The organism is Kitasatospora sp. NPDC085895 (assembly GCF_040702125.1).
GTDB classification, from domain to species: domain Bacteria; phylum Actinomycetota; class Actinomycetes; order Streptomycetales; family Streptomycetaceae; genus Kitasatospora; species Kitasatospora arboriphila.
In genome coordinates, this window is the sequence record NZ_JBFBJY010000083.1 from 19,470 (window position 1) to 37,748 (window position 18,279).

General features: G+C 76.0%; 24 protein-coding genes. 11 read left to right on the forward strand and 13 right to left on the reverse strand.

The genetic code is table 11. The annotated features are described in order from the left end of the window. Positions 1 to 73: 73 nt before the first annotated feature. Positions 74 to 406, reverse strand: coding sequence for an STAS domain-containing protein (locus AB0442_RS34390; protein WP_366167503.1), 333 nt, complete (start codon positions 404 to 406; stop codon positions 74 to 76). Between the two features lie 124 nt (positions 407 to 530). On the opposite strand from AB0442_RS34390, the gene AB0442_RS34395 reads away from it, so the two are divergent. Both AB0442_RS34395 and AB0442_RS34400 read left to right on the forward strand, forming a co-directional pair. Then, the gene (locus AB0442_RS34395) at positions 531 to 1,610 is read left to right on the forward strand and encodes an NAD(P)-dependent oxidoreductase (RefSeq protein ID WP_366167504.1); all 1,080 of its coding nucleotides are present in this window, start codon (positions 531 to 533) and stop codon (positions 1,608 to 1,610) included. Continuing rightward, positions 1,607 to 2,257, forward strand: coding sequence for a hypothetical protein (locus AB0442_RS34400; protein WP_366167505.1), 651 nt, complete (start codon positions 1,607 to 1,609; stop codon positions 2,255 to 2,257). Before AB0442_RS34395 ends, AB0442_RS34400 begins: the two co-directional genes overlap by 4 nt. Before the next feature lie 97 nt (positions 2,258 to 2,354). Here the strand turns inward: AB0442_RS34400 and AB0442_RS34405 are convergent, their stop codons facing one another. The 3 genes from AB0442_RS34405 to AB0442_RS34415 form a co-directional block, all read right to left on the reverse strand. Beyond that, a complete protein-coding gene (locus AB0442_RS34405) occupies positions 2,355 to 3,218 on the reverse strand; it encodes a glutathione S-transferase C-terminal domain-containing protein (RefSeq protein WP_366167506.1) in 864 nt (287 codons plus the stop codon). A gap of 98 nt (positions 3,219 to 3,316) precedes the next feature. Beyond that, positions 3,317 to 3,475 carry a hypothetical protein gene (locus tag AB0442_RS34410; protein ID WP_366167507.1) on the reverse strand — a complete coding sequence of 53 codons (159 nt, stop codon included), beginning with the start codon at positions 3,473 to 3,475 and terminating at the stop codon, positions 3,317 to 3,319. A gap of 151 nt (positions 3,476 to 3,626) precedes the next feature. Further along, positions 3,627 to 4,619 (reverse strand): LLM class F420-dependent oxidoreductase, encoded by a 993-nt coding sequence (locus AB0442_RS34415; protein WP_366167508.1) that lies wholly within the window; start codon positions 4,617 to 4,619, stop codon positions 3,627 to 3,629. A gap of 193 nt (positions 4,620 to 4,812) precedes the next feature. Between AB0442_RS34415 and AB0442_RS34420 the strand changes: the two genes are divergently transcribed. After that, complete coding sequence (locus tag AB0442_RS34420) at positions 4,813 to 5,277, forward strand: STAS domain-containing protein (protein WP_366167509.1); 465 nt, start codon at positions 4,813 to 4,815, stop codon at positions 5,275 to 5,277. A 25-nt stretch (positions 5,278 to 5,302) separates the two neighbouring features. Here the strand turns inward: AB0442_RS34420 and AB0442_RS34425 are convergent, their stop codons facing one another. The 5 genes from AB0442_RS34425 to AB0442_RS34445 form a co-directional block, all read right to left on the reverse strand. Then, a complete protein-coding gene (locus AB0442_RS34425) occupies positions 5,303 to 5,575 on the reverse strand; it encodes a DUF4235 domain-containing protein (RefSeq protein WP_366167510.1) in 273 nt (90 codons plus the stop codon). Positions 5,576 to 5,833: 258 nt separating this feature from the next. After that, positions 5,834 to 5,977 (reverse strand): hypothetical protein, encoded by a 144-nt coding sequence (locus AB0442_RS34430; protein WP_363548731.1) that lies wholly within the window; start codon positions 5,975 to 5,977, stop codon positions 5,834 to 5,836. Positions 5,978 to 6,091: 114 nt separating this feature from the next. Further along, positions 6,092 to 6,346: a hypothetical protein gene (locus tag AB0442_RS34435; RefSeq protein ID WP_363548730.1), complete on the reverse strand. Its 255-nt coding sequence runs from the start codon at positions 6,344 to 6,346 to the stop codon at positions 6,092 to 6,094. Positions 6,347 to 6,387: 41 nt separating this feature from the next. Beyond that, positions 6,388 to 6,657 carry a hypothetical protein gene (locus AB0442_RS34440; protein WP_366167511.1) on the reverse strand — a complete coding sequence of 90 codons (270 nt, stop codon included), beginning with the start codon at positions 6,655 to 6,657 and terminating at the stop codon, positions 6,388 to 6,390. 173 nt (positions 6,658 to 6,830) lie between these two features. Further along, complete coding sequence (locus AB0442_RS34445; protein ID WP_366167512.1) at positions 6,831 to 7,295, reverse strand: Lrp/AsnC family transcriptional regulator; 465 nt, start codon at positions 7,293 to 7,295, stop codon at positions 6,831 to 6,833. 76 nt (positions 7,296 to 7,371) lie between these two features. Between AB0442_RS34445 and AB0442_RS34450 the strand changes: the two genes are divergently transcribed. From AB0442_RS34450 to AB0442_RS34460, 3 genes are all read left to right on the forward strand, one after another. Then, positions 7,372 to 8,301, forward strand: a complete 930-nt coding sequence (locus AB0442_RS34450) for an SMP-30/gluconolactonase/LRE family protein (protein WP_366167513.1) — start codon at positions 7,372 to 7,374, stop codon at positions 8,299 to 8,301. Between the two features lie 54 nt (positions 8,302 to 8,355). After that, positions 8,356 to 8,994 (forward strand): MBL fold metallo-hydrolase, encoded by a 639-nt coding sequence (locus tag AB0442_RS34455; protein ID WP_366167514.1) that lies wholly within the window; start codon positions 8,356 to 8,358, stop codon positions 8,992 to 8,994. 187 nt (positions 8,995 to 9,181) lie between these two features. After that, positions 9,182 to 9,745 (forward strand): hypothetical protein, encoded by a 564-nt coding sequence (locus AB0442_RS34460; RefSeq protein ID WP_366167515.1) that lies wholly within the window; start codon positions 9,182 to 9,184, stop codon positions 9,743 to 9,745. A 54-nt stretch (positions 9,746 to 9,799) separates the two neighbouring features. On the opposite strand, the gene AB0442_RS34465 is transcribed toward AB0442_RS34460, so the two are convergent. Beyond that, a complete protein-coding gene (locus tag AB0442_RS34465) occupies positions 9,800 to 11,134 on the reverse strand; it encodes an MFS transporter (protein WP_366167516.1) in 1,335 nt (444 codons plus the stop codon). 53 nt (positions 11,135 to 11,187) lie between these two features. Here AB0442_RS34465 and AB0442_RS34470 point away from each other — a divergent pair, with 53 nt between their 5' ends. Further along, positions 11,188 to 12,072, forward strand: coding sequence for a winged helix-turn-helix transcriptional regulator (locus AB0442_RS34470; protein ID WP_366167517.1), 885 nt, complete (start codon positions 11,188 to 11,190; stop codon positions 12,070 to 12,072). A 57-nt stretch (positions 12,073 to 12,129) separates the two neighbouring features. Here the strand turns inward: AB0442_RS34470 and AB0442_RS34475 are convergent, their stop codons facing one another. Continuing rightward, positions 12,130 to 12,429: a WhiB family transcriptional regulator gene (locus tag AB0442_RS34475; RefSeq protein ID WP_366167518.1), complete on the reverse strand. Its 300-nt coding sequence runs from the start codon at positions 12,427 to 12,429 to the stop codon at positions 12,130 to 12,132. Between the two features lie 167 nt (positions 12,430 to 12,596). Here AB0442_RS34475 and AB0442_RS34480 point away from each other — a divergent pair, with 167 nt between their 5' ends. Genes AB0442_RS34480 through AB0442_RS34490 form a run of 3 tightly spaced genes read left to right on the forward strand, consistent with a single transcriptional unit; the run spans position 12,597 to position 16,053 of the window. Beyond that, positions 12,597 to 14,294 carry a diacylglycerol kinase family protein gene (locus tag AB0442_RS34480; RefSeq protein WP_366167519.1) on the forward strand — a complete coding sequence of 566 codons (1,698 nt, stop codon included), beginning with the start codon at positions 12,597 to 12,599 and terminating at the stop codon, positions 14,292 to 14,294. After that, positions 14,294 to 15,262 (forward strand): YihY/virulence factor BrkB family protein, encoded by a 969-nt coding sequence (locus AB0442_RS34485; RefSeq protein ID WP_363548710.1) that lies wholly within the window; start codon positions 14,294 to 14,296, stop codon positions 15,260 to 15,262. The genes AB0442_RS34480 and AB0442_RS34485 overlap by 1 nt, the downstream gene beginning before the upstream one ends. Then, entirely contained in the window at positions 15,259 to 16,053 is a 795-nt protein-coding gene (locus tag AB0442_RS34490) for a phosphatase PAP2 family protein (protein WP_366167520.1), read from the forward strand. The genes AB0442_RS34485 and AB0442_RS34490 overlap by 4 nt, the downstream gene beginning before the upstream one ends. Positions 16,054 to 16,400: 347 nt before the next feature. On the opposite strand, the gene AB0442_RS34495 is transcribed toward AB0442_RS34490, so the two are convergent. Continuing rightward, complete coding sequence (locus AB0442_RS34495; protein ID WP_366167521.1) at positions 16,401 to 16,901, reverse strand: DUF3618 domain-containing protein; 501 nt, start codon at positions 16,899 to 16,901, stop codon at positions 16,401 to 16,403. Further along, positions 16,898 to 17,359, reverse strand: coding sequence for a phage holin family protein (locus AB0442_RS34500; protein WP_366167522.1), 462 nt, complete (start codon positions 17,357 to 17,359; stop codon positions 16,898 to 16,900). Before AB0442_RS34500 ends, AB0442_RS34495 begins: the two co-directional genes overlap by 4 nt. 436 nt (positions 17,360 to 17,795) lie before the next feature. Here AB0442_RS34500 and AB0442_RS34505 point away from each other — a divergent pair, with 436 nt between their 5' ends. Further along, on the forward strand, positions 17,796 to 18,251 hold the full coding sequence (locus tag AB0442_RS34505) for a hypothetical protein (protein WP_366167523.1): 456 nt from the start codon (positions 17,796 to 17,798) through the stop codon (positions 18,249 to 18,251). The last annotated feature ends 28 nt before the right edge of the window (positions 18,252 to 18,279 follow it).

Consider the following 18,279-nt stretch of genomic DNA (forward strand, 5'->3'; position numbering starts at 1 on the left):
CCCCATTCGGAGCCGGCGGTCGTTCGGACTGGTCCGGGCCGGTCGAGCCGTTCCCGGTCCGCGCCGCGGGGTCTCAGTCGACCCCGCGGGCCGGTGGCAGCAGCAGTTCCGCGGTCGCGGTGACGGTGAGCAGGCGCGCCACCTGCGGGGAGGGACGCGCCACCTGCACGGCCACGCTCCGCCGGTCGGCCCGGGCCCTGGCCTTCAGCAGGGCGTTGAGGCCGGAGGAGTCGCAGAACTCCACCTGCGCCATGTCGACCGTGACCGGCGCACCGGGTGGGCAGAGGTCCACCGCGTCCTCGAGCGCCTCGGCGAGTGCGGGGACGCTGTAGAGGTCCACCTCCCCGTCCAGGAAGAGCACGGGGCCCTGCGGCATCGATCCCCTGGTCACCGTGAGTCCGGCCATGGCCGACCACTCCCCTTCCGTCCTGGCGGCAGATGCGTCTACCCAGCGGCAACGGGCTCCGAACACGAGGATTTCCGCTGCCACCGGCGGCCCGCATAAGGTCCGGGTCCGGAGAAGGGGGAGGGTGTTGGGGCGGATCCTGCTGGTGGACGCGGCTCCCGGGGCGCTGCTCGACCGCGAGGTGGAGCGACTGGTCGGGCACGGTCTGGCCGTCACGCTGAACCTGCGGCGGGTGGCCGACCGGGCGTCCGCGGTGGCGGCGTGGGCGGACCGGGTCGAGTTCACCGATGTCGACCCGTTCGACGAAGCGGCACTGATCGGCGAGGTGGTTCGGGGTGGGCGCGGCTACGACGCGCTGAAGTCCCGCGCGGGGGTCCCGCTGCGGGCCGCCTTCCTCGCGGCGGCGAGCGACGGGGCGCTGGCCCACCGGCTCCGGGTGATCGGCCGGGCCGGGGCGGGCACCGACCACGTCGACCTGGCGGCCGCGGCCCGGCACGGTGTCGCCGTCACCCACACGCCCGGCTCCAACGCGAACGCGGTGGCCGAGTTCGCGCTGGCCCAGTTGCTCTCCCTGACGCGCGACCTGGTGGCACACAACGGGGCAGCGCACCGGGGCCTCTGGAGCGCACCGTCCGCGCCCGCGGTCGAACTGGGCGACCTGACCCTGGGCATCGCGGGACTCGGCCGGATCGGTCTGGCGCTGGCCGAGCGGGCCCGCCTCCTGGGCATGGCCGTCCAGGGGTGGTCGCGGAGCTCGGCCGGGCCACCGGTCCGCCGGGTGGAGTCCCTCGCCGCGCTGCTCGCCACCAGCGACGTGGTGTCCCTGCACCTGCCGCTCACCGCGCACACGGCGGGGCTGGTGGGCCGGGCGGAGCTGTCGCTGATGCGGCCCGGGTCGATCCTGCTGAACACCTCGCGCGGCGGCATCGTCGACGAGCAGGCCCTCGCCGACGCCCTGCGCGACCCGGCCCATCCGCTGGCCGCGGCCGCCGTCGACACCTTCGCCCACGAGCACGCCGCGTTCGCCTCTCCGCTGTTCGGGCTCCCCCGGGCCCTGCTCACCCCGCACGTCGCCGGCATGACCGGACGGGCGATGGCCGAGGCGGCCCTGCGCTGCGCCGACCACGTCGCGGCCCTGCTCGCCGGTCGGCCGGACGGCGTACCCGTGGCGGCGCCGCCCGCACCGGCGGGGAGCGCGTGGTGAGGCGCGTACCGGACGACGATCCGCTGGGCGGCATGCGCCGGCGGTTGGAGGAGGACCTGCTCGGCCACGAGCCCCGGGAGGGGTTCGCGGACCGCTGCTGGGTGCTGCACACCGCCTACGAGGGGCGGCGGCGCCTGCGGTGGGGCGACCTGCTGGCGAGGAGCGGCAGGCGTCTGGAGGACTGGCGGTACACGCCCTCGTGGCGTGTCTTCACGGGGCTGCCGGTGCCGGAGGGCTTCGATCCGTCGCTCGGGGAGTGCCTCGGCCGCCTCGTCGAGGTGGTGGCGCGGCACAGCGCCGACGGGCTGCGCACGGAGTGCTACTGGGCGCAGGCCGCGATCGAGGACGCCGGCGCGCCGGTGCCCGTCCGCCGCGGCCGGCTCGACGAGGCCGTGGCCCACCACGACGCCGGTCCCGGCCGCGGGGGGATCCACAGCACGCAGTTCCCGGCCCACTGGTGGCCGCCGGACCGCTCCTGGCTCGTCGTCACCGACTGGGACCTGAGTGCCACCGAGGTCTTCGGCAGCCGTGCCCTGATCGCCGATCTGCTCGCCGACGACACCCTGGAGGCGGTGCGCCACCCGAGCGTCGCCGAGGTGCGGGACGGCGAGCCGGGGTGGCGCGACACCGGGCACCCATCCGCCTGAGGGCAGGAGCGCCGCCTGAGGACGGGAGCGCCGCGTCCGCCGGCACGACCGGGCCCGGCCGGGCCGTGGGAGGGGCCGGCCGGGCCGTGGGGGCCGTTCAGCCGGACACGGGGGTCCGTGCCCGCGCGTACTGCGCCCAGTCCACGATCGGCATCGCCGCGCCCGCGTCCTCCTCGCCCCGGCAGTGGGCGCGGTGGCGGAGGCCGGTCCCCTCCAGGTCGAGGTGGCGGCCGAAGGCGGGGTGTCCGGCCAGTCGCCGGGCGTAGGCCCAGACCCTGGGATGGTCGGCGACCCGGTCGACGGCGGCGGCGTGCAGGTGCCAGCGGTGGACGGTGTCCAGTTCCACGAGGCTCACCCAGACGTGGACGTCCGCGAGGGTCGGTCCCCCGTCCAGCAGGTGTTCGCGGTCGGCCAGGCGCTGCTCGATCGCGCCGAGCCCGGCGAGCAGGCTCCGCAGGGCCGCCTCGCGCTCGGCCGGGGCGGTGCCGGCCAGGCCGGCCCGCTGGGCGGCCGCGTCGAGGCCGCGTTCGCAGAGCAGGGCCACCGCCTCGACGGCGGTTCCCGCCCCGGTCGGCCGGAGGTTCCTGCCGTCCCGGTCGAAGCGGTGGGCCAGGTCGGTGAGGATCTCGCCGCTGTCGGTGCTGACGATCCGTCCGCTCCAGTCGTCGCTGAGCACCGGGGCCGCGGCCGGTCCGCGGTGCCGGTGCGAGGTGGCCTCGTACAGCGGCCGCAGGGCCAGGTACCCGCCGTCGCCGTCGTCGGGCAGCGCCGGCAGCCAGCCGATCGGCAGCACGTCGTCGAGGGCGAGGAGGCTGTGGGTGACGGCGATCCGGAGACAGTCCGGACAGGAGCGGGCGAGGTGGAGCCGGTAGCGGTGCGGCACGGCGCTGTAGCCGCTGCGGGCGTCGCGCCCGATCCTCCCTCGGAAGGAGGGCACGGCGGACGGGGACGATGCGGGCATGAGGGTCTCCCAGACTGAGCGGGCACGCGCACGCGTGCCGGTATCCGGCGGGGAAGCGAGGGACGGCCGGCGGGCCGGAGAAGGGACCTGGCGCGACGTCAGGCGGCGGCCACCGGGCCGCGGCCAGTGCGGAGGCGGGGCCTGCCTGCCAGGCTGCTGCACACCCGCAGCAGGTCGATGTGGCGACGGGACGTCAGGACGGGCAGCAGCCGGACGGTGTGCGCCACGCCGCCGGTGACCGGCTCCGTCTGCCCCACGACCCCTCCGCCCGCGTTCGAGGACTCCCCTGCCGGAGTGTCGACCCGCGCACCGACCCCGTCAAGGGCGCCTGCCCCGGGAGGCCCATTCGTCTCGCCCCTCGGACGGGAACGGCCCGCGGTCCGGGACCGCTCCCTCCGGCACCGACGGTCACGTGCGCCCCTCGCGGCGATCGGGGAACGCCTCCCGCAGGGCGGGCAGCAAGGTCCCGCCGGCCCACTCCAGGAAGGCGGGCTGGCTGTCGCCGCCGATCTGGATGAGGGCGACCTCGCCGAAGCCCGCCTCGGCGTACGGGCGGACGGCGTCGACGAAGTCCTCGACCCGGTCTCCGCAGGGGACGGACCCGGCGACGTCCTCCGGGCGGACGAACCGGCTCGCCGCGGCGAACCCCGCCGTGCCCGGAAGTTCGGCATTGACCTTCCAGCCGCCGCCGAACCACCTGAACTGCTCGTGGGCCCGCCGTACCGCGGTCCCGCGGTCCCGGTCCCAGCAGACCGGCAGCTGGCCGACGGCGGGCTTCCCCGCCCCGCCGTGCGCCGCGAACCCGGCGATCAGGGCCGCGTCCGGCTCGACGGCGATCACCAGGTCCGCCAGTCGCCCGGCGAGTTCGCAGGAGGCGGGCCCGGACACCGCGACGCCGATCGGCGGCGGCCGGTCGGGCAGGTCCCACAGCCTCGCGCCGTCGACCGTGAAGTACCGGCCGTGCCGGGTGACGTACCCGCCCCCGAAGAGCGTCCGGACGATTTCGACCGCCTCGGCGAGCATGGCGTGGCGCACCGAGACCGCGGGCCAGCCGCGGCCCGCCACGTGCTCGTTGAGGTTCTCGCCACTGCCCAGGCCGAGCCGGAACCTGCCCTCGGACAGCAGCTGGAGCGTGGCCGCCTTCTGCGCGACCACCGCCGGGTGGTAGCGGAAGGTCGGGCAGGTGACGTAGGTCATCAGCGGGAGCTTCGAGGTGGCCTGGGCGGCGGCGCCGAGCACCGCCCAGGCGTACGGGGCGTGGCCCTGTTCGTCGAGCCACGGGAAGTAGTGGTCCGAGATCACGGAGAAGTCGAAGCCCGCCCGCTCGGCGTCCACGGCGTCGGCGACCAGGTCCCGCGGGGCCCGCTGCTCGGTCATCATCGTGTATCCGATCTGCACCATGGGGAGCGCCTGCCCGGCCTGCGGCATCCGCACCGCTGCGGCGGTGCCCGGGCCTGTCGTGTCCGTCGGCTTCGCCCGGTGACCTGGGCAGATCACCGGACTTCGCCCGGAGGGCTGCGGCGGCACGGCCGGTGCGTTCAGGCTTTCAGGGTAGGACCGTCCGACGCAGGCACCCGATCGACAGGAGGCAGACGTGCAGCCCGTGCTCCGCATCGCCCATCGCGCCGGCCCGGGGGGTGTGCGGGTGGTGGAGGTCCTCGGCGAGGCCGACATGGACACCACCGGCCAGTTGCAGGTGGCGCTGCGCAAGGCGGTGGCCGCACGGCCGGCCCCGGTCGCCGTGGTGGTGGACTGCAGCGGGCTGGAGTTCTGCGCCGCGGCCGGGCTGAACGCGTTGCTGCGCGGCCGGGAGGCCGCCCTCGAGGCCGGCGTCGCCTTCCGGCTGGCGGCCCCGCGCCGGCAGATGCGCCAGTTGCTGCGGCCGACCGAGACCGACCGGGTGTTCACCGTCGACCGCGCCCGCCCGGCCGCCGTCGCCGCTGCCGACGGGTCGGGTGCGGCTGCGAACGGCGCACCACGGGCGAACGGCCGGCCGCACCGGGCGGGCGCCCCGACCGCGGGAAGTCCGGGAGCGGCGGCCGCCGTCCGCCGGTGGTGACCGTCGCAGCAGCGGCTCGGGCGGCTCAGCCGTCCCCGGGCCAGTGACCGGTCACCCGGTGGACGGCTGCCGCACCACCGCGGTTCAGTGCCGCTTTCACCAGCGCGAACACCGCGCCCTGCAGGGCCGCGGCGAGCAGCACCTCACCCCAGCTGCGGTCCCTGTCGGTGGCGTCCGGCGCGTCCTCCTCGTGCCCGGCGAGCTTCCAGACCTGCTTGAACACGGCGCCGGCCAGCAGGCCGCCGAGGGCGCCCACCAGCAAGCCCACCGGCTTGTAGACGATCTTGACGAGACTCATGCCCGATCCGCCTCCCGGAACCACCGTAGAAGAAGGCCGCGAGCTCGCGGTCGCCCGCGCTCCCGGCGTCTCGCACCTGCCGGCCCGTGCCCGGCCTTCGGCGCGTGGCACCGACCGGCGATCAGATCGAGGGCGACACCACTGAACCCGGTCTCCGCGGTCACCATCGCCGTTCCCTTCCGGCCGGATGCGGTGCCCGGCGCACGCCCGGGGCCGTCGGCCGCCGGACACCTGCGGAATCCGCGCTGCGGCCCGAGGTCATCCGCGGGCCCGGCCGGCCGGCCGGGCCCGGCGGGCGGGGGCGGAGGCCAGACGGCCCGCCAGCCCCACCGCGGCGACGGCCAACCCCAGTCCCGTCCCGAAGAGCATGACCGCGAACGCGAACAGTCCTGCTATGGCCACTGCACCGACCTCCCCTGTGTCCGCCGGACGGTCCGTCCGGCCCTGGCGGGGCGCGTCTGCCCCCGGTGCGGGCCGCCATCCCGGCGCACACGACCTCTTCACCGCGGCCCCGCATCACCGTTCGCCGGACCGCTCCTGCTCGGGGCCGCGGGTCCGGCGGAGGGTGCTCGCGGCGTCGGCGGTCGCGTCGTACCCCTCGCGCAGGTCGTCACCGTCCGCGGGCCGGCTCCGCGGCGGCGACGGGTCCGTGGCGGACGCCCGGTCGCCGTAGGAGCGGTCGCCGACCGCCTCGTCGCCCGGTTTCACCGTCCGCTGCGGGTGCGGGCTCGCGCCGCGGGTGTCGGGCGGGTCCTGCTCGTGCCCCTTCATGTCTGCTCCTCCTGACGGTCGGGCGGTCGGCCGGTGGACGGTCACGCCGGCGCGCTGACCCGCGGGTCGTCGGACCACAGCGGGTTGTCGGCCCCGGCACTCTCGTACTGGGCGAGGGCGAGTCCGAGGCAGAAGAAGGTCGGTGCCCACTCGCCGACGAAGATGCCCCATCGGTCCGCCCGGTCGATCCCGGACCGCTCCATCTTCGCCGAGGCCGTCCACGACATGAACGACAGCCCGATCGAGGCCACGGCGGCCAGGTAGGCGTGCTCGGACCTGAGGCCCGCCTCGTGCAGCTTCCTGATGATCATCACACTCTCCTCTCCCGTGCCCGGCGCCTTCGCGCGCGGGCACGGCCGCGCCTACCCGTCTGCCGCCGGGCCAACGGAGGAACGGCCGACCACCTGCCGACGCATCGACTGCGCATCGGTGGCCCTCGCGCAACGGGCGGGGTCACGCCGGGCGGCGCGCCCGTCCCCGGCGCTCAGACGGGCGGGGTGGCGGGGGACGGCGGGCGTTCGAAGAAGGTCTCCAGCGAGACCGTGGCCTGGGTGCCGTTGACGCCCTCGACGGCGTAGAGGCGGCGCAGCACGTCCTGGAGCTGTTCGGTGGTGGCGGTGCGGACCTTCACCAGGACGGAGGCGCTGCCCGCGATGATGTGGGCCTCCTCGATCTCCGGGATCGCGGCGAAGGCCTCGGCGGAGTCGCCCATCCAGGCCGAGGACTCGACCATCACGAAGGCGAGGACGCCGAGGCCGAGCGCCTTGGGGTCGACCTCGACGGTGGTGCGGCGGACGACGCCGCGCTCGCGGAGTTTGCGGACGCGCTCGTGGGCGGCGCCCGCGGACAACCCGACCGCCTTGCCCAGGGCCGCGTAGGCCCGGCCGGCGTCCTGCTGCAGCAGTGCGATCAGTGCACGGTCGGTCTCGTCGAGGTTCTCCGATGCCATGGTGGAACCATATCGGCTTCTGTCATACTCATCCATCACCGAATGATATTCGGCCATATGCAACAGGGGGATGATGATGTCCAGCGAGATGAACCACGGTCTGTACGAGATTCTGGACGACCGCTTCCGCACCGGGCGGTGCGCCAACGGCGACGTCCGCCTGGAGAAGCTGCACGGGGACTGCCGCTGGGCGGAGGGCCCGGTCTACCTGCCGGCCTGGCGCCAGCTGATCTGGAGCGACATCCCCAACGACCGGATGCTGCGCTGGGACGAGGCCACCGGCACGGTCGGCGTCTTCCGCTCCCCCGCCGGCCACAGCAACGGCAACACCCTGGACGGCCAGGGCCGGCTCGTCAGCTGCGAACAGGGCAACCGCCGGGTGACCCGCACCGAGCACGACGGGTCGGTCACCGTGCTCGCCGACCGCTACCTGGGCCGCCGGCTCAACTCGCCCAACGACGCCGTGGTGCACTCGGACGGCTCGGTCTGGTTCTCCGACCCGGACTTCGGCATCACCAGCGACTACGAGGGCCACCGCGCCGAGGCCGAGATCGGCGCCTGCAACGTGTACCGGATCGACCCGGGCAGCGGCGAGGTGCGGCTCGTCGCGGACGGCTTCGAGGGCCCCAACGGGTTGGTCCTCTCCCCCGACGAGCAGCGGCTCTTCGTGGCGGACAGCCGGCAGCGCCACATCCGCGTCTTCGACGTGCGCGAGGACGGCACGCTCTCGGACGGCGAGGTCTTCGCGAAGTCGCCGGAGAGCGGCTTCGACAACATCCGCTTCGACGACGGCGGCCGGCTCTGGGCGGCGGCCCTGGAGGACGGCGTGCACTGCTACGACCCGGACGGCACGCTCATCGGCCGCCTGCGCGTCCCGGAGCCCGTCTCCAACCTCGCCTTCGGCGGGCCGAAGAACAACCGCCTCTTCATCACGGCGACGACCTCGCTGTACTCCCTCGTGATGGCGGTGACCGGAACGTCCCGGGTCGCCCGGGCCCGGTCGTAGCCGGCCCGGCCCATGTCGCCGATGCCGAACGGCTCGTGACGGTAGGTTGACCGGATGCGTCTGACGAAGTACGGCCACGCCTGTGTGCGCATCGAGGACGGCGACCGGGTGCTCGTGATCGACCCGGGCACCCTCTCCGAAGCGGAAGCCCTCTCCGGTGCCACCGCCGTGCTCATCACCCACGAGCACGCGGACCACCTCGACGTCGGCAAGCTCGCCGCTGCCCGGAAGGACAACCCCTCACTGACCGTCCACACCCATCCGGCCCTGGCCGCGGCCCTCGGCGACGGCGCGACCGCCGTCGCGGCGGGAGACGCCTTCACCGCGGCCGGGTTCACCGTGCGGGCCGTCGGCGGCGAGCACGCCGAGATCATCGACGGCCTGCCCGGCTGCCCCAACCTGGGATTCGTCGTCGACGGTCTCTACCACCCCGGGGACTCGCTGCACGTCCCCGCCGAACCGGTCGACACCCTGCTCGTCCCGGCCTCCGGTCCGTGGCTGAAGCTCCGCGAAGCGATCGAGTTCGTCCGCGCCGTGCGGCCGGCCCGGGCGTTCCCCATCCACGACGCCAACCTCAGTGCCGTCGGCATGGACAACTTCGACGGCTGGCTGTTGGAGGAGCACGGAACCGACTACGCCCGCATCCCGCTGGGCGGATCGGTCGACCTGGAGGAGCCCGGCAGCCGGCGGTGATGCCGGCCTCCCGGACGCCCCCCGGGCCGGCTGCGCCCGGCGGGGCGGCGGGGGTGACGCGCGCCACGCCGTTCCCGGCCCCGGCCTGCCTACACTGGCATGCCACCCGCGGGGCAGCGCCGCCCCGTGCAGCCACCGGCTCCCGCCGCCCTCCGGGCGGTGGCCGGTACGCGTCCGAGGACCGCCCATGCCCACCGATCCGGCCCCCGTCGCCGCGGCCCCCGTCATCGCAGCCTGCGCCCGCTGGCTGCTCACCGCCTTCCCGCCGGCTCCCGGCGCCTTCAGCCTGGCCACCGCCGAGGCCCAGGCGCAGCAGGCCGCCACCGTGGCCGCGGCGCTGCGCCACCCGACCGCGCTCGACGCCGAACTCCTCGACCTCCTCGGCCCGGGCGGCAGCGGCCGCCTGGACGAACTGACGGGCCGCCACCCGGACGATGCCGACGCGGACTGGCGCACCTGGGTCGACGAGACCGTCGTGAGCTGGGCGGCCTGCCTCCTCGCCGACCCCGCACTGGCGGTGCGCGCCCACCGGGCCGTCGCGGCGACCGAGCACGTCGGCGTCGCCGGAGACCCGCGCCGCCTGGTCCTCCCGGCGCAACGCGACACGGACGCCGCGCCCCTGCTGCGCCACCCGGACCTGGTGGAGCCCGTCGCCGCCCTCCACCGCGACGGACTCCTCGCCGTCCTCGCCGACCTGTCCGGCGCCTTCGGCCCGTCCGGTCTCCCCGCCGAGGCCGGTCCGCTGTCCTGAGCGGCCGGGCCGCCCGCGGACCGGCCGCCCGGGGTCCCGGCCGACGGCCCCGGCTCAGGCCAGGTCGCGCATCCGGCGGACGGGGCTCGCCAGGATGATCGCGGGGCTCGCCACGCTGCACACCGCGAGCAGCAGCAACGCCGTACGCGTCCCCCAGGCCTCGGCGGCGGCCCCCGCGGCGAGCGCGCCGACCGGGATCGCACCCCAGGAGACGAACCGGACGGTGGCCATCACCCGGGGCAGCAGCTCCGGCGGGGTCTGCGTCTGGCGGTGGGTGCGGGTCACGATGCTCGTCACCACCACGGCGGCGGAGAACCCGGCGTTGCCGACCGCGAACACGAGCGCGGCCCAGCCGGAGCCGGCCAGCGGGAGCAGGAAGGCGAAGGCGGCGGCGACCGCGGCGGCCCGGCGCAGGGCGCGGCCGCTGCCGAGCCGGGCGACCAGCCGGGGCGTGGCGGCGGCACCGAGCAGGCTGCCCAGGCCGGCGGTGGCCATCAGGGCGCCGACCACGGCGGCCGGGGCGCCCAGGGTGCGGACCAGGAAGACCGGGGTGAGGGTCATCAGCCCGCCGCAGACGAAGTTGACGGCCGTGGCGTCGGCGGCGCACGGCCCGATCACCGGGTGCCGGGTGACGTACTGCCAGCCCTCGCGGATCTGCTCCCGCATCCCGGCCGCGTGCGGCCGCCCGCCGGCCGGCTGCCCGGCGTACGGCAGGCTGCGCAGCAGTGCGGCCGAGGCGAGGTAGCTGAAGGCGTCCAGGAGCATCGACGCGGCGCCGCCGAGGAACTGCACCAGCACGCCGCCGAGCGAGGGCCCGGCGAGTTCGGTCGCCGCGGAGCTGCCGGAGACCAGGCTGTTGCGGGCGGTCAGCTGCTCCTTGGCGACGATCGAGGGCAGGAAGGTGGCGTTGCCGACGTCGAAGACGACGCTCGCCAGTCCGACCACCAGGGCGACCGCCACCAGGTGCGGCAGGCCCAGCACGCCGAGGGCGGCCGCCAGGGGCACCGAGGCGACGGCGGCGCCCCGGACGAGGTCCATCGCGACCTGGGTGCCGCGCAGCGGCAGCCGCTGGACGAGGACGCCGGCGGGAAGCCCGATCAGCAGCCAGGCGACGTAGGCGGCGCCCGTGATCAGGCCGACCTGGACGGCCGTCGCGCGCAGGGTGACCACGGCGAGCAGCGGCAGCGCCACCGCCGTCACCTGGTCGCCGAGCCGGCTGACCGTCGAGGCCGTCCAGTAGCGCCAGAACGCCGCCGCGCCACCGCCCGGCCCGCTCCCGCTCCCGCTCCCGCCGACAACCTGACCGACCTCCCCGACCTCCCCGACCTCGCCGACCTCGTTGACACGGGCTGCCCCGTCCTGCGGCGAGTCCACCGTCTCCGTCGTCACGTCCACCCCTTGGCAAGTGAGTCTCTTTGGGGAACTCACTATAATCGGTGATCATGCGGCACACCGAAGCGGCTGACCCCGACTGCGCGATCTCCCAGGCCCTGACGGTCGTCGGGGACGCCTGGACCCTGCTCCTGATCAGGGACGTCGCCGGCGGCACGCACCAGTTCGACGCGCTGCAGGGTGCGCTCGGCATCAGCCGGAAGGTCCTCACCGAACGCCTCAAGGCCCTGGTCGCCGACGGCGTGCTGGAGAAGCGGCTCTACCACCCGCACCCGCCGCGCTACGAGTACCACCTGACGGAGACCGGACGCGGCCTGCTGCCCGTCCTGGTCGCCCTGCAGGACTGGGGCGGGCGGTACGTCCTGGGCGACGGCTCGCTCTCCGGCACCAGCACCGCCGACTCCGCCGAGACCCGCCGGGTCATGGCGCTGACCGGCCGCCGACTGCCCGCGTTCGACCTCGCCGCGGCCTCCGGCGGCCGGGTCGACCCGGTCGCCGCCGACCGGGCCTGGACGGTGCTGTACTGCTACCCGGGCGCCTACGCACCGGGCGGCCTGGACTACCCGCCGGGCTGGGGCGCCCTCCCGGGCGCCGCGGGCTGCACCCTGGAGTCCTGCACCTACCGCGACCGGATGGACGAGTTCGCCGCCCGCGACGCCGCCGTGTACGGCGTCAGCACCCAACGCCCGGACCAGCTGGCCGCGTTCGCCGAGCACGCACGGATCCCGTTCCCGCTGCTGTCCGACGCCGACCTGCGGCTGGCCGCCTCGCTGCGGCTGCCCACCTTCCGCGCCGCCGGCGTGGACCGCCTCAAGCGCCTCACCCTGGTCCTCGATCCCGCCCGCACCGTCCGGGGGGTGCTCTACCCCGTCAGCGACCCGGCCGGCTCGGTCGAGGACGCCCTCGCCCTGCTCGACGGCCTGTCGGCCGACTGACCGCCCCACCGGGCACGAGGTTCCACCGGGCGCGGAGTTCGGCCGGGCGCACCGCCGTCAGGCGGTCCGGCACGCCCCGCGCCGCGCCGGACCCACGAGGGCCCGGCGCTCGTCCTCGCCCATGCCGCCCCAGACGCCGTACGGCTCGCGGACGCTCAGCGCGTGGGCGAGGCATTCGGCGCGCACCGGGCAGTCCCCGCATATCCGCTTGGCCGCCTCCTCCCGCGCGTCGTGGGCCCGCCCGCGTTCTCCCGACGGATGGAAGAACAGCCGTGCGTCGGACCGGCGGCAGGCACCCTGCAGCTGCCAGTCCCAGCGCTGGTGGAGCGGACCGGGCAGTCGGGAGATCATGGCCACGACATCGTTCCTCTCGTTCCGGCCGGCGGCGACAACACCCCACCGGCACGCCTGATGTGCGGCGCCTTGCCGGAAATGACCGGCTCACACGTCCGAATGCCGCGCGGGCCGGACGCGGCTCGCGGCGGGCACGGATACCGCCGGCCGCTCGGGGGACACGGGCAGGCATGACGACTCGTGATGGCGGACGGCTGGCCCGTCGGGTGCTGGGGCCGATGGCGGTGCAGGCCGCACTACTGGTGCTGCTGGGCGTACTGATCGTCCATCCGCCGTTCGGCCTGTGGGACGCCCGGGAGCCGGCGGTGACGGCCTGGCTGGCCGCGCACCGCGGGACGGTTCTCACCACCTGGAGCGGGTGGCTGTCGGCGGCCGCCTTCACGCCCGCGGTCGTGGCGGTCACCGCCCTCGCGGTGCTCGTCCTGCTCGCCGTCAGCCGTCTGCGGCGGTGGCGGGAGGCCGTCTTCCTGGCAGGGGCGGTGACGGCGCAGGCCGTCCTGTTCGTGACGGCCGCCGCACTGGTGGGCCGCCCCCGGCCGGACGTCGTCCGGCTGGACGGGGCGCTGCCGACCTCAAGCTATCCGTCGGGGCACGTCGGTGCCGCGACCGCGCTCTACGGCGGGCTGGGCGTCCTCGTCCTGCTGCTGGTACGCGGGCGGTGGCGGTACGCGGTGTGCGCGCTGCTCTGGCTGCTGCCGCCGCTGGTCGCGGTGAGCCGGCTGTACCGGGGCATGCACCATCCCAGTGACGTGCTGGCCGGGCTGGTGAACGGCGCTGCGGCGCTGTGGGTGATGCACCGGGCGGTGCTCGCCGACCGCTCCCCCGGCGCGGCCCCCGCCGAGGCCGGGCTGCCCCGGCTCGTCGAGCGCGCCGTGGACGGGACGGTGGATCGGGTGGTGCTGCTGGTGAATCCGGTGGTCGCACGTGCCGCAGTGGTGTCCGAGGTGCGCGCCGTGCTGGCGGCCCGCGGCATCGCGGTCGCCTCGACGGTCGAGACCGCCGCCGAGGACGCGGGGCGGTCCGCGGCGACGGACGCCCTCGCGGCAGGCGCCACGCTGCTGGTGGTGTGCGGGGGCGACGGCACCGTGACGGCCTGCGCCGGGGCCCTCGCCGGGACGGCGGCGACGCTCGCCGTCGTCCCCTGCGGTACCGGCAACCTGCTCGCCCGCAACCTGGGCCTGCCGGCGGCGCCGGGGCCGGCGCTGGCGGCCGCCCTCGACGGAGCGCCGCGCCGGCTCGACCTCGCGGAGGCCACCGGCGACGGCATGGACGGGTCCGTGGTCACCGCGATGGCCGGCATGGGCCTCGACGCGGCCGTGATGGCCGCCACCGGACGACGGCTCAAGCAGCGGCTCGGCTGGCCGGCCTACGCCGTCGGCGCGGCCCGCCACCTGCGGGACCGCCCCGTCCGTCTGACCGTCCGTCTCGACGGCGCGGCGCCCTTCGAGCGGCGGGTGCGGATGGCCGTGGTCGGCAACGTCGGCTCGCTCCAGGGCGGCATGCGCCTGCTCCCGGACGCGGAGCCGGACGACGGCGTCCTGGACCTCGTACTGCTGCACCCCCGCGGGGCCGCCGGCTGGCTCGCCGCCGTGGCCGCCCTGCTGACGGGCCGTGGCAGGGGCCGTACGGGGCGCGGACCGGACGGGCCGTTCGAACACTTCCGGGCCCGCAGCGTCGACCTGGTCGCCGACCGGGCCTGCCCGCGCGAGCTGGACGGCGACCCGGTGCCGGAGGGACGCGGCCTGCGGCTGGGCGTCCGTCCCGGCGTGCTCACCGTGCTGGCACCGGCGGCGCCGACGGCGGCACCGCCGACGACGGCGCCCGCGACGACCGACACGGAGGACCGACAGGAAGGAGCGGCGGCCTGATGGGAACCGCCACCCGGGTGCAGGACGGCGGTGGCACGCTCGCCGCCGACGAAGCGGTCGCGACCCTGCGCGACCACGGCCGCTGGTCCCTCTTCCGCGACGCCTTCGTGCGCTTCCGGTACGCCGACGGCTTCAGCCACGCCCGCGCCCTCGCCTTCCAGACCGTGCTGGCGCTGGTGCCCTTCGCCATCGCCGTGGTCGGCCTGTCGTCGGTGCTGCCCACCGGGCGACTCGGCGACGTGCTCGGGGCGAGCCTGGAGCGCCTCGTCTCCGGGGCCAGTGCGGACCTCGTCCACGAGGTGCTCGAACGCAGCCGGCAGCGGGCCGGCGACGGCGGCGCGGTCGCGCTCTGGTCCGGGGCGGTGTTCTCCCTCGTCAACCTGGTGACCGGGCTCTGCCAGATCGAGCGCGGAGCGAACCGGATCTACGGCATCGAACGCGACCGGCCCTTCCACCGCAAGTACGGCCGGGGCATCGTGATGGCCGCGACCGCCGGCCTGCCGCTCGGGATCGGCTTCGTCGTCCTGGTGGCGGGCCGTCAGGTCGGCGCCGCCGTCGCCGAGGTCTACGGCCTCGGGCCGGGGGCCGCGGCGGCCTGGGCGGTCCTGCGCTGGCCCGCCGGCGTGGTGCTGGCCGTCGTGGCGGCCAGCGTCGTCTTCCGCCGGGCGCCGCGCCGACGCCAGCCCGGCTACAGCTGGCTGGCCTTCGGCGCCGCCTTCTACCTCGTGCTGTGGGTGGCCTCGACCTGGCTGCTGGGCGCGTTCCTGCGCCTCAGCGGCTCCTTCGACGCCGTCTACGGGCCGCTCAGCGTCGTCTTCTCGCTCCTCGTCTGGTCCTACCTGACCGCGATCGCCCTCTTCCTCGGCATCGCGTTCGCGGCGCAGCTGGAGGCGGACCACGCGGGCCGGCCCGCACCCGCCGGACCGGACCCGGACGCGATACCGGACCGGCGGGGAGCACGGTCGTGAGCCGCCGCGAGGGCGGGCGTCCCCGGTGGCCGACCAAGGCCGCACTGCGGACGGCGGACCTGCACCTGGGCGAGCGCATGGCCGCGGCCTCGGCGGCGTTCCTGGTCGCCTCCGTGCCGGCGGGGGTGCTGCTCGCGCTCATCGAGCTCCGGTGGACGCCGCTGCGGGACTTCGACTCCGGGGTGGCGGGGCGGCTGCACGCCGTCGTGCTGCGGCACCCGGGCCTGCTGAAGGTCCTCGACGTGCTCAGCAACGGGGTGTGGGATCCGCTGACGATGCGACTGGCCGTCGCGGCGGCCGTGCTCTGGCTGCTGTGGCGCAGGGCCTGGCGGCTGGCCGCGTGGGCGGCCGCCACCGAGACCGCGGCCGGGGTGATCGGGCTGGTGACGAAGACGGCGGTCGCACGGGTGCGGCCGCACCTGGACGCGCCGGTTTCGCAGGCGCCCGGATTCTCCTTCCCGTCCGGGCACGCCCTGACGGCGACCGTGTCCTGCGGGATCCTGCTGCTGGTGACGGCGCCGCTGGTGCCGCGTGCGCTGAGGCCGGCGGTATGGGCGCTGGCCGCGCTGTCCGTGGCCGGGGTGGGGTTCACCCGGGTCGCGCTGGGGGTGCACTGGGCCAGCGACGTCCTCGGCGGGTGGCTCGTCGGCGGCGCGCTGGTCGCGGCCGCCGCCTGGGCCTTCGACGCCTGGCGACACGAACTCGGCCTGGGCGTTCCGCCGGCGATGGAGGGCCTGGAGCCGGAACTGGCGTCCCCGCGGGCCGCTCCGCCGTCCCGTCCCGAACACTGACCCGTCCCGAACACTGACCCGTCCCGAACACTGACCCGTCCCGAACGCCGTCCCGGACCGGAAGCCGTCCCGGATCGTACGCAGTCCCAGCCCGGACGCTGAGCCGGACCGACACGGGCCGAACCGCACGCCGTGCCGAACCCGACACCGGGCCGAACCGGTCACCGAGCCGGGCCGTCGGGGTCGGGAGGGAGCCCGCTTGCAGCGGCGGGTTCCGTGCCCCGCCCGGCCGCGGCGCGAAGCGCCCGCCGGCGCCCCGCGGGGGCTGCCGCAGGGGTCCTGGTGAGGAGTGCTGCGGCAGCTCGGCGGGGCGCCGGCGGGCGTTCCGGGCGGGGCGGGACCGCTCGTCACCGCCGGTGGCGCATCAGGGCCAGGACGGCCGCCGTCCCGAGCATGGCGCCGCCGAGTGCGGCCAGCAGCGGCGCACCGTACCTGGCCGACTGGAGGACGAGTTCGCGGGCGGAGGTCTCCGGGTGCCGGCCGACCGCCGCTCCGGCCGTGTCGCCGACGCCGGCGGCGAACCGGTTCAGGTGGGAGGTGCCGTCGCGCAGCCGGTGGGCGGCGTCCCCGGCCCGGGCCTCGACGGCGTGGCGGGCGCGGTCTCCGGTGCGGCCGATCCCGTCCTTCAACCGGCCTCCGGTGCGGCCGATCCGCCGCCTGGCGCGCTCGGCGGCCTGACCGGCGCTGTCCCGTGCCTGTTCGGCGGCATCCCGCACCCGGGCGCCGACGTCGGCCTTGGCGGCGAGTTCGCCGACGGTGTCGGCGAGGCGGTCGCGGGTGTCGGCGATCTGCGAGGTCAGTTCCGCCACGCTCGGGGCGGCCTCGTCCGTGCTGTGCCTGCGGGTCATCGGTGTGCACGCTCCTTGATCACGTCGATGTCGGTCCTGGTGGTCGCGACCGCCCGCTCGGGGACGGGCGACCCTGCCTTCCTCAGCTGTCCCCGGCCGGTCAGGGCGAGCAGGCCGGCGGTGACTGCCAGGACGCCGCCGGCCACGAGGGCGGCGGCCCAGAGCGGCATCACCAGCGCCAGGCCGGCTATCGCGGCCGCCACGAAGGCCTGCAGGCCGATGACGGCGAGCAGCCCGGCGCCACCGAGGAGGCCGCCGCCGCGGCCGGCCCGTCTGCCCTTGGCGCTGAGTTCCGCACCGGCCAGTCGGATCTCCTGGCGCACCAGGTCCGCGGCCAGGTCCGCGGCCTCGTGGACCAGTTCGTTGACCGGTCGCGGGTGGCCGTCCGTGCGCTGTCCTGCGGCACCTGCCGGCCTCGCCGTCGTGGCGGGCCGGCTGCCGTTCACGCTCGACTTCACGTCGCCGCTTCCCTTCGTGCGGTTGCGCGGGCTCCCCCCTGGTGCGACTGACCGGAAGGGCCGTCCGCAAACCCCCGCGCCCGCCACCGGGCCCTCGGCGGACGGAGGCCGTCCCGGTCGGCCGGGCCGCCCCGGCTTCGTTGCGGCTTCGTTCCGCGGCCTGCCGCCCCGCCGGAGGTTCGCTGTGCGGGCTGCGGCCGGCGCTCCGGACCGGCGAGAGTCATGGACGACACAAGATCGGCGCGCCGCGCCCGTACCAGGGGGGACTCAGCGACGTGCACCCGCACACCGCATGCGACACCGGGGCACCACCCGGCACCGACGTCCCGTCCGCGGCCGGCCCCGCCGGCCCCGCCGGGTCGCGGCACCGCACCTCGGCCGCCGCGTGACGGCCCACGGCGGGCAGCCCCCGTCCCCTGAGCCCGACGGCCGGGGCATGTCCCTCCAGATCGAGGTCCTGGCCGCGGAGGCGGAACGGCAGATCCACGACGGGCTGTGGGAGTTGGCGCCGGGCGATGCGGCGCTGGCGCTCAAGACCGCGTCGGGTCTGGCGGAGGCGGTGGGCCCGGACTCCGGCCGGCCGCCGCTGCCGGACATCGAGCGTCTGGAGTGCCTGCGCGAGGCGCTCGCCGTCCTCGCGATCGGCATCGCCCGGACGCACGGGCGGCTGGCCTGGTTCCTCGCCGGGGCCAGCACCGCACTCGCGCCGGTCCTCCACTGGAGGGTGCTGCCCGCCGCCCACGGGCTGTCCTTCGGCACGGTCGTCCCGACGCCGGACGAACTCGCCGACGCCGAGAACGCGACCCGCCGCCTGCACGCGGTGCTCACCGGCATAGGCGCCGACGCGGCGGGGCCGCCGGCCGAGGACGTCGAGCCGGGGCCCGTCGGGTGACCCCTCCCCGGGGGCCGGTCGGTGGGCA